Genomic DNA, 12,561 nt, shown 5'->3' with positions numbered 1-12,561 from the left:
ATACTGTAGGTAAAGTAGTATCATCTAACGCACAGAAAACAGGCAGAATTACTCCGTATGAATTGGAAAATTATCCTTCGATCACTCAAAAACCGTGATATGCAAAAACGCCTCTTGATCGTCTTTGGACTGATCGTCGCGTTTCGTTTCATGTCGCATATCCCTGTGCCCATTGCTGAACCGAGTAAGCTAAAGAGTATCATTGATACGGTGATCGGCTCAAGTGACTTCGGCGGATTCCTCAACCTTATGAGCGGTGGTGCACTCAGCCAGTTGTCTATCGTCCTGGTCGGAATGAGTCCGTTTATCACTGCCAGCGTCATCACCCAGTTGCTCACAAAAGCAATCCCAAAGCTAGAAGAACTCCATAAGGATGGTGAATCTGGCCGTCGCAAGATAAACCAGTGGACGCGTATCATCTCCGTACCACTCGCAGTCATTCAGTCTGTTGCAATTATCTATATTCTGCGCCAGTCAGTTCTTGCAGGCAGTACTGCCGGTACTGTCACGACCACACCAACAGAGTGGATAGTAGCCGTCACTGCTATGACCGCCGGTTCCATTCTCCTCATGTGGCTAGGAGAGCTCATCACTGAGCAAGGTATTGGTAATGGTATTTCACTCATTATTTTTGCCGGTATCATCAGTCAGCTACCAGCAACCCTCAGTACGGTCATCGCCTCGCTATTGGACACAACGGCAGGAAAGTTAAGCGTCTTTGGCTGGTTTGACCTACCGGTGAGCCCGACGGCGTTTTGGGTAGCACTTGTTATCGGTCTTTTATCGCTCTTTATATTGTATTTCCTCGTTAAAATCAATGAAGCTCAGCGTATCATCACTATCAACTACGCCAAACGTGTCGCTGGCAATACGAGTTACGGCGGTATCAAAAGCATCCTCCCCGTCAAGCTCATTGCTGCGGGTGTTATCCCGGTGATTTTTGCGGTCGCGTTTCTCAGCCTCCCTGCCTTTGCAGGTCAAGTGCTCAAAGCAACCAATAACCCCTCGTATACTCAGCTGAGCGCCGATCTTATCAAGTGGTTCCAGGCACCAAACGCCCAGTCCTTTGCAAGTGGTGATCTGGGCGTATTTATCTATCCGGCTGCCTATTTCCTCCTCGTAATATTGTTTACGTACTTCTATACGGGCATCGTCTTTAATTCAAATGAGATTGCCGAAAACCTGCAAAAGCAAGGTGGCTTCATCGAGGGAGTGCGTCCGGGGATTCAGACCGAAAAATATCTGGGACGGACGGTCAATCGCTTAATTCTGTTTGGTTCTATTGCTCTCGGCTTTATCTCCGTGATGCCATTCATCATTGAGTATGTCTTTGTCAAACTAGGGCTCAACGCTGCCAATTTGGCGATTGGAGGCACGGGTCTTCTCATCGTCGTGACAGTGGGGCTCGAAACTCTGCGACAGGTCAACTCACGCGCCCTCATGGTGACGTACGACGATTACAAATAATATTTCGAAAGTAGCTGCAAAGGAAAGGCCCCTACCGCGAGTGCAGTAAGGGCCAATCCATTGTAGGTGTCGGGAGCACGCTTCATGCGTGAAGCGGCTCCCAGACGTAGTCAGCACACTCGCAGCCACGGTGGTGGCCGCGAGCGGCGCAGGGCCGCTCGGTGACAAGCGCCTCGGGCAGCCGTCGCCGACGGTCTGCCCGATGGCGCACACGACGTCGAGGGTTGGGCGTGCCGGAGTGATCCGACACGTCGAGCGGCTCTGGGTGCAGCCGCTCGAGAAGCGAAGTACCGTGCTCCCGTTGGTGGGGATACAGGAGGTCGTTCACGACCTCCTGAGCCCTCACCGCCGCCGCTGCCTTAGCAGCGGCGAGCTGGGCAGTCGCTTTGCGCTTTGCGCGCAGGCGACCCATGCCAGGCCATCTCTTTCCCATCAGGTATCCTTTCAGGGGGTTGGGGTTGTCAAACTACAATGGACTCGTGTACTATTTTACACTATATTTATATAAAAGTCAAGTATCCTCACTCTTTTGACTTGACTCACGAACGATATTCGCTACAATAAAACTATCAATTTAGTTGCGGTAGACTAACTATACCGCGATTCTCTGTTAAATCTGTTTACTTTTGTCATATGATACCGTATAATAAAATGCTGTATATCTATGGCGAGTACCAAAGAAGTTATTAAACTGCGAGGCAAGGTGGTGGAAGCACTGCCTAATACTCAGTTTAGGGTGGAATTGGAAAACGGCCTAAGTATCATCGCTCATATTAGCGGCAAGATGCGCAAGCATTATATCCGTCTGGTACCGGGCGATATCGTGGAAGTCGAGCTAACCCCTTATGATCTCACAAAGGGCAGAATCGTTTTCCGCGCACGTGATTAAATAATAACCGAGAAGTTGAGACGATATCACTTGATTTCTCTCTAATACAGGTTTTTCCTGGAGGAGATTTGTACGCTCATGAAAGTTCGTGCGAGTGTCAAAAAAATCAGCCCTGATGATCAGCTGGTTCGGCGCAAAGGTCGTCTCCGTGTCATCAACAAGAAAAAACCTAAGAATAAGCAAAGGCAGGGTTAAGCATGGCTCGAATTGCTGGGGTAGTTATACCCGCAGAGAAGCAAGTACATGTGGCATTGACGTATATCTACGGCATTGGCCCCAAGTACTCTCGAGACATCCTTGCGGCGGCTAAGATTGAGCCGACCACTCGGGTGAAAGATCTCACCGAGGCTGAAGAACGACGTATTCGGGATATTATCGGCAACGATTATACCACCGAGGGTGACCTCCAGCGCCAGGTGACAAACAATATCAAGCGTCTCAAAGACATCAATGCGTATCGAGGCCTCAGGCACAAAGCTGGCCTCCCTACACGTGGTCAACGTACTCGTACGAACGCACGAACTCGTAAGGGTAGAGCAGTAGCAGTTGGTGGCGCACAACCTAAAGCAGCAAGTAAGACCTAATCAGGAAGGAGCAAAGATATGGCAGAGACAGCAGTCACTGGCAAGACCGCCAGCAGCAAAAAAAAGCAACGCCGATCAGTTCCGACCGGTCAGTTGCATATTCAAGCAACCTTTAACAATACAATTGTGACGTTTGCTGACAACAAGGGAAATGTTTTGGCAACCAGCAGCGCAGGAGCATGTGGGTTCCGTGGGAGCAAAAAAGGCACCGCCTACGCCAGCCAAGTTGCTGCCGAAAAAGCTGCTGAGGCAGCTAAGAGTGGCTATGGCCTTTCCTCAGTCGATGTTTTCGTCAAAGGTGTCGGGCTCGGTCGCGATGCAGCGATTCGTACCCTTGGCAACTACGACATTTCAGTCAATAGCATCAAAGATGTGACGGGTGTACCGCATGGCGGTGTTCGTCCACGAAAGGCAAGGAGGGCATAATATGGCACGTGATCGAAGTCCTATTGTCAAGCAGAGCCGCCGAGAAGGCGTCGCACTGCATCCAAAAGCACACAAGATTATGGCACGCAAAAGTGGCATTCCCGGTCAGCACGCCGGAGGCCGTCAGGGCAAACAAAGCATGTACGCAACCCAACTTCGCGAGAAGCAGAAAGTTCGTCGTATGTATGGACTCCTGGAGAAGCAATTTGCAAAACTCATGAGTGAAGCCTCAAAGCGACCAGGTCTCAGCGGCGAAAACCTACTTCAGTTCCTCGAACTACGTCTTGATAACGCGGTTTACCGTGCGGGATTTGCAACTAGTCGCCGCGCCGCAAGACAACTTGTGAGCCACGGCCACTTTCTCCTCAATGATCGACGCGTCGATATTCCATCGATCCGTCTCAAAGCAGGCGATGTGCTCACTGTGCGTCCCAAAAGTACCAAGTCTGGGTATTTCTCTCAGATCAATGATGTTTATGGTAACACCGCCCAAGTGCCGCTCAGCTGGCTCAAAGGCGATGTAAAGAAACTCACCATCCAGGTCACTGGATTGCCAAAGCGCGAAGAAGCAGAGGCCGATATCAACGAACAGCTCATCGTCGAGTACTACTCACGCTAAAAAGGGTAAGGAGAACTATCTATGTCAAAAGTTATTCACAATCCAGCACTCGCTCGTGTTACGCCATCTGGCGACAATACTTCTAGTTTTGTTATCGAGCCGCTGCATGCTGGTTACGGCGATACGCTAGGCAATAGCATTCGCCGCGTCTTGCTTTCGAGTATCCGCGGTGCAGCAATCGTTGCATTTCGTATCGAAGGCGTCACCCATGAATTTGCGACGATTCCTGGGGTCAAAGAAGATGTCGTCGATATCATGCTCAACCTCAAAGGCGTCAAGCTGAAAGTTGAGACAGATGATCCTGTCGAACTTCGCCTTGAGAAAAAAGGCTCAGGCCCAGTTGTAGCTGGTGACATCAAGACGTCTGCAGATGTTGAGGTCATCAATCCCGATCATGTTATCTGCACCATTGACGATCCTAAGAAATCGATTGTCATCGATCTTGTCGTCGAAGCAGGCCGTGGCTACTACGACATGGAAGCATCGAGCAAAAATCGCCTCCACAGCGATATGATTGCGATTGATGCCATGTTTAGCCCGGTAACACGCGTTCGATTTAAGGTTGAGGCGACTCGTGTTGGACAAGAGACAAACCTTAATCGACTCGAAATTACAATTGAGACTGATGGAAGCATTAGCCCTCAAGCTGCCTTCGAGGAAGCAAATGCGATTCTGGTTAACCAATACACCGCACTTGCCGGTAGCACCACTGTTGAGTCAGCACCAGCACTTGGTACCCAAAAGGAAGATGACGAGGGTGAGCTCAATACGCCAATCGAGGAATTGGGCCTCAGCGCTCGCACTGCCAATGCACTTATCAACAACGAGATTCGTACTGTGCATGACCTAGTCACTCTCAGTGAACAAGATTTGCGTGATCTCAAGGGCTTTGGTAGCAAAGCCCTCGATGAAGTCAAAGATAAATTGGCAGAATTGGAGCTCTAAATGCATCGACACGGATACAAAGGACGCAAGTTGGCCAGAGAAACTGACCAGCGTCGTGCGCTTATCCGCGGCCTCGCCACAAGTTTGGTGATGGAGGAAAAGATCGAAACGACCCTCCCCAAGGCCAAGGAACTCGTACGCTATATCGAAAAACTCATCACCAAAGCAAAGCGTGGTGATCTGGCGAATCGACGTCAAGTTATTGCTGGTCTCAGCACACAAGCTGCTGCTAGCAAATTGGTAGACCAAATTGCACCACAGTTAAGCGGTCGCACAAGTGGTCACGTCCGCGTCTCCCGCACGCGCATTCGCGTCGGCGACGGCACACAAATGGCCTCAATCGAGTTTGTTGACACGCTCAAAGCCATGCCAAAACCTGAAAAGGAGGCAAAATAAATGAAAACCTTTATCCAAAAACCTGCCGATGTCACGAGGCGCTGGATTCTGATCGATGCAACGTCTGCACCATTGGGACGTGTTGCAACAGAAGTGGCAAAGTACCTCATTGGCAAGTACAAACCCACCTATACGCCCCACGTTGACGGTGGCGACTACGTAATCGTCATCAACGCCAAAGACACTGTTGTCACTGGCGAAAAAGAGACTGATAAGATTTACTATCGTCACAGTGGTTTCCCCGGTGGTATCAAAGATGCACAGCTCAAGGAAGTTCGTGAAAAGTTTCCCGAGAGGATTATCGAGAATGCCGTCCGTGGCATGCTCCCCAAGAATAAGCTCTCTCCTGAACGTATGGCGCGACTGCGTGTGTTTAGTGGAAGCGAGCACACCCATGAGGCGCAAAAACCAGAGAAAGTTGAGGTACGATAATGGCTGAAACCAAGAAATATGACTATGGCCTCGGTCGCCGTAAAAGCGCAACAGCGCGCGCACGGCTTGTAAAGGGCAAAGGAGCTATCGTTATCAACGATAAACCAGCTCTTGAGTACCTGAGCGGCAACAAAGCAATGATGGCAGAAGTAACCGATCCACTCGCGGTCGCCGGTAAACAACAGGACTTCGACGTGACCATCAAAGTAAGCGGCGGCGGCCTCAGCGGCCAAGTTGACGCGATCAAAGTTGCCATCGCAAAAGCGATCACTGTCGGTGCACCCGATCTCCGTAGTGTTCTCAAAAAAGCCGGCTTCATGAAGCGCGATCCTCGCGAAAAGGAACGCAAGAAATACGGCCTTCGCAGTGCCCGCAAACGCGAGCAATACTCAAAACGCTAATAGTCTCTTGTTTTATCAAAAAAGAACCACCTCTGAGGGTGGTTCTTTGGTGGCTATTGACACAAGCTTAATGAAGTAGTATAATGAAAGTATGAGTCATATTACTAACAGCTCATATTGGTATATCGACACTTCACGTGGCGATCTCTAGTTAATTATTTCAAAAAAATTGTAGGTCGCCACTGGCGACTTTTTTAATCGGTATGAAAGGAATAAACTATCATGGAATACGTACAAAAAAACTCGAATCAATTATCAGATAAAGAACATGTTGCTATTGCACACTTGGCGGGTCGGGGCTTTGGTCAAGGTGATACTCCCGCGATGCTTAAAGACACTATTAGTCATATCTATTCGTCTGATTTTATCGCCACACTATATGACTCAAACCAGCTCATCGCATTTTCGATGGCCCGGAGACATCTTTGGCGGTAAAGCGATTGAGCTTGCGGGGCGAGTTGTTCACCCAGAGTATCAAGGACTCGGGATTGCAACTGACTTACTAACACGACTCGTTGCAAATGAAAAACCACTCTATCTGACAACCTACACGCGAAACCCCGCGATACTGCGTATGATGCGTCATGTGACCTCATCACTTGCGCCGCTCGATGATGATCATGAATTGATGGCACTTGCCGCGGCTCAACCCCACGCATCGCTACGAGGCAATGTAACATATCATATGAACCGATATAGCGAAGCAGGGTTGTTTCAAGGCAATGATCCTGCAGATAGACCCGCGACAAAAGGTGGAGTACCATTAAAAGAACAATTCCCAGCACTCCAGAGCGTGCGTCATGCGCTCGTAGTGGCTGCTCGGGTCAAAGAGGAGTATGAGAGATGAAGTTACTGATAATTGCAGCCACACACGGTAACGAGTTACTTGGTATCAAACTATATCAATTCTTGCTTGCGCAACATTCAGCGCTCCTTGAATCAATCGACTTTGTGATCGGTAACCCGCGCGCCTATGCCGCACACAAGCGCTATATTCAGTCCGACCTCAACCGAAGCTATCAAAGTAACGGCGCGCGCTACGAGGAGCAGCGCGCGAGAGAGATACTACGCTATATCGATACCACTAAGCCTGATATCATTCTCGATATGCATACAACGACATGCAAGCAGCCGAACTGTCTTATTGTCGGTAATCTTGAGGACACTGCGCTTCGACGCTTCCTCAGAGCCAGCCACATCAAGACGGTCCTCGAAGTAAAGTCCCTTAACGATATTGCCTCCGCAGTAACCAATGTCGTCGGCTACGAGGTGCCAAACGATCATATTACGCTCGAACTCCTAAACCATATCACTAATGATTTGCGTCGTTTTGTCCGAGGCACTCGAGGTGCTGTCACAAAGGATGTCTACCATATGGTCGACAAGATCTACAAAAAGGACGTCACGACTAGAGAAGCCGATGGGTTCGTTAACTTCAAGATGAACAAAAAGCTCGGATTTGTCCCCATCATGACTGGCGAGAATTCTTATAAAAAACAGACCAACTATCTGGGTTTTAAGGCCTCTGCGCCAGAGAAAATAACAATCGATAAGTGATACAATAGGAGTAACATATGACAAAGCAAGTTATTCTCACTGGTATTCGTGCCAACAACGACCTCCACATCGGCAACTATTTCGGAGCGATGCTCCCGATCATCGATATGGCAAAGACTCGTTCAGACGAGTTTGATATCAATCTTTTTATCCCCGATCTTCATAGTTTCACAACCCCAATAGACCACTCGACTCTCAATGAAAGCATCATGAATAACGCCCGTGTGTTTGTCGCAGCCGGACTACCACTCGATAATGATGCGATCCACCTGTATCGTCAGAGCTATGTGCCAGCTCACAGTGAGTTGACATGGATAGCAGACTGCTTCACTGGCATGGGTGAGATGGGTCGCATGATCCAATACAAAGAAAAATCATACAAGTCAGGTGAAGATCAGGTAAGTGTAGGATTATTTAATTATCCAGTACTTATGGCGTGCGATATTTTGCTTTACAATGCCGCCTATGTGCCCGTTGGTGATGACCAAACCCAACATCTTGAGTTTACCCGTGATATCGCCGAGCGTATGAACAATCGCTTTGGTGAAGTATTTACGGTACCCGAGCCTGTTGTTCGACAGCACGCGTTCTTTGGTAAAGATCAGGGGTTGCGTATTAAAGACCTGCTCGATCCGAGCAAAAAAATGAGCAAAAGCGACGAAACAGGCAAGGGCGTGATCTTTCTCAGTGATGATCCTGAGGTTGCGCGTAAAAAAATCATGGGCGCCACCACTGATGATAAGGCCAATATTCAGTACGACAAAGTCAACCAACCAGGGATTGCAAACTTGATCGACATCCTGGCCCTTCTCCGTAATACATCACCCCTAGAAGTAGAAGCCGAGTTCAAGGGGAGCCAGCGATACGGGGACTTCAAGCAAGTTGTGGCAGATGAAATGGCAGAATTCCTCCGCAGTTTTCAGGAACGCTTACAGAGCGTTGACGACCAGCTGATCCTCCACAAGCTAGAAACCAGCGAGGCAGCTATGAATGACGTTGCAAATAGCACGCTACTCCGTGTTCAGCGAGCCATAGGCTTGAGAGCATAATGAAGGTAACTTCATCAGACCTCTTAGCAATTTTGCGTCGGTTTAATATTGCAGGTGAGACGAACGTACCACGAGAAATCGATCAACTTCGGTCAAACCATCCTCGTCCGATAAACCAGCTTGTTTCGTTTCGTTTCGCAAAAACTCGCTACTATGTGTTGTTTGATGACACGGCCGAGGATAACGAGCAATACGTCGTAGATCAGATCAAAATCGTGGATAGCAACATTCAGGGTCAGCTACTTGAAAATGCCGTGAGCGAGCTGACAACGTTTGGGTTGCCATTTAAGGGCAAAGACGTCTATTTGTTTCGTCAAGAAAGCGATAAGAAACGTCTCGACATCATCCTCGCTGAACGCTTCCCAGACACGAGTCGAAGTACCTGGCAGAAACATATCAAGGCCGGTGCAGTCACTGTCAACTCAATACCAGCAAAAAATGTGCGTCAAGAGGTGAGTGAAGCAGATTACATCGCCGTGTCTCTTCCTGAAGCGAGCGACTTCAGTGCTCGAGAACTTCCTATCATGTATATCGACGATGGTATCATTGTCGTCAACAAGCCTTCAGGCGTGCTCACCCACGCCAAGGGTGCACTGTCTGACGAGTTTACTGTTGCTGACTTTTTCCGTCGATATAGCTCAGTTGGACTCGAGACAAATCGACCCGGTATCGTCCATCGGCTCGACAGAGACACAAGTGGCATTATTGTTGGCGCAAGGACACTAGAGTCGTTTCAGCGTCTCAAGCGTCAGTTTTCTGACAGAAAAGCAAACAAGCACTACTTGGCTATTGTGGACGGAGTACCGAAGCATCCCAAGGCTACTATTGATCTTCCGATCGGCCGTAATCCTTCGAGCCCCAGCACCTTTCGGGTTGATCCCAATGGCAAACCTGCACGTACTGACTATGAGGTTATCGCAACGAAAGCAGGAAAGTCTCTAGTACTACTCCATCCGAGCACGGGACGTACCCACCAGTTGCGCGTCCATATGGCTCATCTAGGAACACCCATCCATGGCGATAGGATATATGGCAAATCAAACACCCGCCTCTTTTTGCACGCGTATCAGCTAGAGATTACGCCAAGGGCGAGTACCCGGCAAACATTCACCGCACCAATTCCTGACGAGTTTATACAACTATTTCCAGAGATACCTCATGAGCTCTCATCACGTCTATAATAGCGCGACAGTGGCGGCAATTCGCCGCCTAAAGCAAACCACTCCTCATGGGCTCCTCCTGGTGGGCCCAACAGGAGTAGGCCTTATGACGGCCGCCCGAGGCATCGCCGGTACAGCTATTGCGGGTGTCATCTCACCGACCACAGTCGACGGTCAACCTGACAACGAAAAAGGTGTCATTCGCGTCGAACAAATTCGCGAGCTCTATCGTCAAACACGCACCATCGCGCCCCATGACCAGGTATATATACTTGATCAAGCTGATACAATGAACCATTCTGCGCAAAATGCCTTCCTAAAACTACTTGAGGAACCAAACGAGCACATCAAGTTCATCTTGCTCGCACACAAGCCTCAGCTGTTACTTGCCACAGTTTTGTCACGCGTCCAACAGGTAACAGTACTACCCATTGACCGCACTCAGTCGCGTCAGCTGTTGAATTCTCTCGGTATAACAGACGAGTCGACAATACAGAAAATGCTTTTTTTGGCCGAGGGTCTTCCAGGTGAACTCACCAGGCTTGTCGAGGATACGGCGTACTTTTCTGTTCAAGCAAAAAATATAGGTGATGCCCGTATACTATTACAGGGGTCTGCGTACGAAAAAGTAGTGTTGATCCATAATTATGCGACCGATAGAACTGCAGCCCTCACTCTGCTCCAAAGCGCACTTATCATCATGAAACGATCGTTGTCATCGGCACCTACAAAAGAACTGATCGAGCGCTGCGAGCAGTATGCTGCCGCGCATAGTGCCATCTCCGCCAACGGGAACGTCCGTATCCACCTCCTCTCACTCGTGGTATAATACATGTAAGATATGCTAGGGCTACTTCTTATACTTATCCTCGGAATCTGGACTGTGTCTCGCCAGCAAACTGTTATAGAGGCAGCAGCGGACATCCCTCAAAAGTTGTCTATTAAACTTGAACGGCTGTGGGACATCGCGCAGGAATCACTAAAGGAGCGAAAATATCTTAGAGCCGAAAAAGCGTTGTTGACTATTTTACGTGTCGACGAACGAAATGCCACCGCCTACAACCGTCTCGGCATCCTCTACGCCAAACAGCAAGCGTATTCCGATGCGATCGAATGTTTTGAGATCGCACAAAGTCTCGAGCCAAGTGCAAGCAGCCTGCATAATGTTGGCTTGATATACTACGAAACAGCACACTACGACAAGGCGGCACTTGCCTTTGAGCAAGCGCTGGCTATGGAGGATAGTCTAGCCTCACGTTATATCGCCTACGCGAAAGTACAGGAGAAGCTGGGGAATGATAAAAAAATGATCGAGTCGCTTGAACGCGCAGCGGATATTGAACCCAGTATTCAGTCATACCATATCCTTGCAGATGCCTACGATCGCTTAGGTGAAACCGAAAAGTCAGTTGAACTACGTGATAAAATCCAAAAAGCCATTGCAAGCAAAAACCCACCTGCAAAATCAGTACAGCAAGTACGAAAAGTGGTGATGTGATCATAACTGACAATGGTTTTGTTGATTTACACTACTAACCTCTGGTAAAATGGTGTATGTGCCGCTTTAGCTCAGTTGGTTAGAGCAACTGTTTTGTAAACAGTAGGTCCTCGGTTCAAGTCCGAGAAGCGGCTCCATGATGTGCACATAACCTATGCGTTGCGTGTGCATTTAGGAAAAGAGCAGCCCGAGACGCGAATTTATTTCGCGCCCGGCGCGATGAGAAAAACCTCCGGTTTGTCTCATGAGCGACAGCGGCATGCCGGAGTCGTCTAGCGGCAATGACAAGAGACTGTAAATCTCTCGGCGCAAGCCTTCGTAGGTTCGAGTCCTACCTCCGGTACCAAAATAGTAGCCTTATCCCTCATGGATAGGGCTACTATTTTAGCCGCGAAGTAAAACTCAAACCATTGGTACGGCGAAGAGAGGCACCGAGTGCTATACTAGCATTATGACCGTGCCTCATATTTCCCGTCCTGAACTACTTGTAGCATTTGGCGCCCTTGTTGCGGCTCTTGGGTTGCAGTCCTCAATCTGGATTATGAATGGTAATACTGCTTACAGTCCTCATACACTCATCATGCTAACTGAGTTGACGTTCATCGCCCTGATGTCACTCACTATCTTCCGCCCATCTCTCCTAACCACGGCTCCCTACCGAATAGTATCGTTTATACTTCTCGGGCTGATTTCAGTTGAAAATGTCAGTTCTATCGCCACAATATTGCATCTACTCGTGACTAACTCTGGGTTAGTCGGCTATCGTTTGCTCGGTACGGCAATCGCGATATTTTTGACAAATATTATTGTCTTTGCGTTATGGTATTGGGAGATAGATAGCCCCGGGTTCTCAGGTAAACGATGGTCGCGGTACGACAAAGATTTTTTGTTCCCGCAGCAGATACACTCACACATATTTCAAGCATGGCGCCCCCAGTTTATAGATTATCTTTACATATCTGTAACCAATGCCATCAACTTTGCTTCTGCCGATACGGTACCAATGACCCGACAAGCCAAACTGCTTATGAGTGCACAAGCTCTCATCTCGGTTACGACACTGGCGCTTATCATTGCTCGATCAGTTAGTATTATCGGTCAATAGCTCCCCACGGTGTACCGCGCATTCGAAACAAGT

18 protein-coding genes and 2 tRNA genes are annotated in these 12,561 nt (G+C 48.8%); all 20 read left to right on the top strand.

What is annotated here, in order from left to right; all coding sequences use genetic code 11:
* Nucleotides 1-57 precede the first annotated feature (57 nt).
* Nucleotides 58-1,467, top strand: coding sequence for a preprotein translocase subunit SecY (secY, locus tag L336_RS05140; protein ID WP_015642149.1), 1,410 nt, complete (start codon nucleotides 58-60; stop codon nucleotides 1,465-1,467).
* Between the two features lie 664 nt (nucleotides 1,468-2,131).
* Nucleotides 2,132-2,356, top strand: a complete 225-nt coding sequence (gene infA, locus L336_RS05130) for a translation initiation factor IF-1 (protein ID WP_015642148.1) — start codon at nucleotides 2,132-2,134, stop codon at nucleotides 2,354-2,356.
* A 78-nt stretch (nucleotides 2,357-2,434) separates the two neighbouring features.
* A complete protein-coding gene (gene rpmJ / locus L336_RS05125; protein WP_023794230.1) occupies nucleotides 2,435-2,551 on the top strand; it encodes a 50S ribosomal protein L36 in 117 nt (38 codons plus the stop codon).
* Nucleotides 2,552-2,553: 2 nt separating this feature from the next.
* Nucleotides 2,554-2,940 carry a 30S ribosomal protein S13 gene (gene rpsM / locus L336_RS05120; RefSeq protein ID WP_015642147.1) on the top strand — a complete coding sequence of 129 codons (387 nt, stop codon included), beginning with the start codon at nucleotides 2,554-2,556 and terminating at the stop codon, nucleotides 2,938-2,940.
* 18 nt (nucleotides 2,941-2,958) lie between these two features.
* Nucleotides 2,959-3,366, top strand: a complete 408-nt coding sequence (gene rpsK / locus L336_RS05115; RefSeq protein ID WP_015642146.1) for a 30S ribosomal protein S11 — start codon at nucleotides 2,959-2,961, stop codon at nucleotides 3,364-3,366.
* Between the two features lies 1 nt (nucleotide 3,367).
* Nucleotides 3,368-3,985, top strand: coding sequence for a 30S ribosomal protein S4 (rpsD, locus tag L336_RS05110; protein WP_041191420.1), 618 nt, complete (start codon nucleotides 3,368-3,370; stop codon nucleotides 3,983-3,985).
* Between the two features lie 21 nt (nucleotides 3,986-4,006).
* A complete protein-coding gene (locus L336_RS05105) occupies nucleotides 4,007-4,930 on the top strand; it encodes a DNA-directed RNA polymerase subunit alpha (protein ID WP_015642144.1) in 924 nt (307 codons plus the stop codon).
* Entirely contained in the window at nucleotides 4,931-5,326 is a 396-nt protein-coding gene (rplQ, locus tag L336_RS05100) for a 50S ribosomal protein L17 (protein ID WP_015642143.1), read from the top strand.
* On the top strand, nucleotides 5,327-5,758 hold the full coding sequence (gene rplM, locus L336_RS05095) for a 50S ribosomal protein L13 (RefSeq protein WP_015642142.1): 432 nt from the start codon (nucleotides 5,327-5,329) through the stop codon (nucleotides 5,756-5,758).
* Nucleotides 5,758-6,159 (top strand): 30S ribosomal protein S9, encoded by a 402-nt coding sequence (gene rpsI, locus L336_RS05090; protein ID WP_015642141.1) that lies wholly within the window; start codon nucleotides 5,758-5,760, stop codon nucleotides 6,157-6,159. Before rplM ends, rpsI begins: the two co-directional genes overlap by 1 nt.
* Before the next feature lie 222 nt (nucleotides 6,160-6,381).
* Nucleotides 6,382-6,594, top strand: coding sequence for a hypothetical protein (locus L336_RS05970; RefSeq protein ID WP_015642140.1), 213 nt, complete (start codon nucleotides 6,382-6,384; stop codon nucleotides 6,592-6,594).
* Complete coding sequence (locus L336_RS05085) at nucleotides 6,539-7,006, top strand: GNAT family N-acetyltransferase (protein ID WP_015642139.1); 468 nt, start codon at nucleotides 6,539-6,541, stop codon at nucleotides 7,004-7,006. The genes L336_RS05970 and L336_RS05085 overlap by 56 nt, the downstream gene beginning before the upstream one ends.
* On the top strand, nucleotides 7,003-7,716 hold the full coding sequence (locus tag L336_RS05080) for a M14 family metallopeptidase (RefSeq protein WP_015642138.1): 714 nt from the start codon (nucleotides 7,003-7,005) through the stop codon (nucleotides 7,714-7,716). Before L336_RS05085 ends, L336_RS05080 begins: the two co-directional genes overlap by 4 nt.
* 17 nt (nucleotides 7,717-7,733) lie before the next feature.
* Nucleotides 7,734-8,765 carry a tryptophan--tRNA ligase gene (trpS, locus tag L336_RS05075; RefSeq protein ID WP_015642137.1) on the top strand — a complete coding sequence of 344 codons (1,032 nt, stop codon included), beginning with the start codon at nucleotides 7,734-7,736 and terminating at the stop codon, nucleotides 8,763-8,765.
* The gene (locus L336_RS05070) at nucleotides 8,765-9,946 is read left to right on the top strand and encodes an RluA family pseudouridine synthase (RefSeq protein ID WP_015642136.1); all 1,182 of its coding nucleotides are present in this window, start codon (nucleotides 8,765-8,767) and stop codon (nucleotides 9,944-9,946) included. Before trpS ends, L336_RS05070 begins: the two co-directional genes overlap by 1 nt.
* 10 nt (nucleotides 9,947-9,956) lie before the next feature.
* Nucleotides 9,957-10,754 (top strand): AAA family ATPase, encoded by a 798-nt coding sequence (locus L336_RS05065; protein WP_041191417.1) that lies wholly within the window; start codon nucleotides 9,957-9,959, stop codon nucleotides 10,752-10,754.
* Nucleotides 10,755-10,766: 12 nt separating this feature from the next.
* Complete coding sequence (locus L336_RS05060; protein ID WP_015642134.1) at nucleotides 10,767-11,423, top strand: tetratricopeptide repeat protein; 657 nt, start codon at nucleotides 10,767-10,769, stop codon at nucleotides 11,421-11,423.
* Nucleotides 11,424-11,483: 60 nt separating this feature from the next.
* Nucleotides 11,484-11,560: transfer RNA gene (locus L336_RS05055), tRNA-Thr, on the top strand.
* 124 nt (nucleotides 11,561-11,684) lie between these two features.
* Nucleotides 11,685-11,769, top strand: a tRNA-Tyr gene (locus L336_RS05050).
* A 105-nt stretch (nucleotides 11,770-11,874) separates the two neighbouring features.
* On the top strand, nucleotides 11,875-12,528 hold the full coding sequence (locus L336_RS05045; RefSeq protein ID WP_015642133.1) for a hypothetical protein: 654 nt from the start codon (nucleotides 11,875-11,877) through the stop codon (nucleotides 12,526-12,528).
* Nucleotides 12,529-12,561 lie beyond the last annotated feature (33 nt).

The sequence above is a fragment of the Candidatus Saccharimonas aalborgensis genome, from assembly GCF_000392435.1.
Classification (GTDB): Bacteria; Patescibacteriota; Saccharimonadia; order Saccharimonadales; family Saccharimonadaceae; genus Saccharimonas; species Saccharimonas aalborgensis.
The sequence above is the reverse complement of the archived record's forward strand: the minus strand, read 5'-3'. Positions and strand labels throughout refer to the sequence as shown.

Coding starts and splice junctions, on each gene's coding strand:
- rplM (WP_015642142.1), top strand. CDS start 5,327: ATGAAAACCTTTATCCAAAAACCTGCCGATGTCACGAGGCGCTGGATT.
- rpsI (WP_015642141.1), top strand. CDS start 5,758: ATGGCTGAAACCAAGAAATATGACTATGGCCTCGGTCGCCGTAAAAGC.
- L336_RS05080 (WP_015642138.1), top strand. CDS start 7,003: ATGAAGTTACTGATAATTGCAGCCACACACGGTAACGAGTTACTTGGT.
- infA (WP_015642148.1), top strand. CDS start 2,132: ATGGCGAGTACCAAAGAAGTTATTAAACTGCGAGGCAAGGTGGTGGAA.
- L336_RS05105 (WP_015642144.1), top strand. CDS start 4,007: ATGTCAAAAGTTATTCACAATCCAGCACTCGCTCGTGTTACGCCATCT.
- rpsD (WP_041191420.1), top strand. CDS start 3,368: ATGGCACGTGATCGAAGTCCTATTGTCAAGCAGAGCCGCCGAGAAGGC.
- L336_RS05060 (WP_015642134.1), top strand. CDS start 10,767: ATGCTAGGGCTACTTCTTATACTTATCCTCGGAATCTGGACTGTGTCT.
- L336_RS05970 (WP_015642140.1), top strand. CDS start 6,382: ATGGAATACGTACAAAAAAACTCGAATCAATTATCAGATAAAGAACAT.
- rpsM (WP_015642147.1), top strand. CDS start 2,554: ATGGCTCGAATTGCTGGGGTAGTTATACCCGCAGAGAAGCAAGTACAT.
- rpmJ (WP_023794230.1), top strand. CDS start 2,435: ATGAAAGTTCGTGCGAGTGTCAAAAAAATCAGCCCTGATGATCAGCTG.
- secY (WP_015642149.1), top strand. CDS start 58: ATGAATTGGAAAATTATCCTTCGATCACTCAAAAACCGTGATATGCAA.
- rplQ (WP_015642143.1), top strand. CDS start 4,931: ATGCATCGACACGGATACAAAGGACGCAAGTTGGCCAGAGAAACTGAC.
- L336_RS05070 (WP_015642136.1), top strand. CDS start 8,765: ATGAAGGTAACTTCATCAGACCTCTTAGCAATTTTGCGTCGGTTTAAT.
- L336_RS05045 (WP_015642133.1), top strand. CDS start 11,875: ATGACCGTGCCTCATATTTCCCGTCCTGAACTACTTGTAGCATTTGGC.
- L336_RS05085 (WP_015642139.1), top strand. CDS start 6,539: ATGACTCAAACCAGCTCATCGCATTTTCGATGGCCCGGAGACATCTTT.
- rpsK (WP_015642146.1), top strand. CDS start 2,959: ATGGCAGAGACAGCAGTCACTGGCAAGACCGCCAGCAGCAAAAAAAAG.
- trpS (WP_015642137.1), top strand. CDS start 7,734: ATGACAAAGCAAGTTATTCTCACTGGTATTCGTGCCAACAACGACCTC.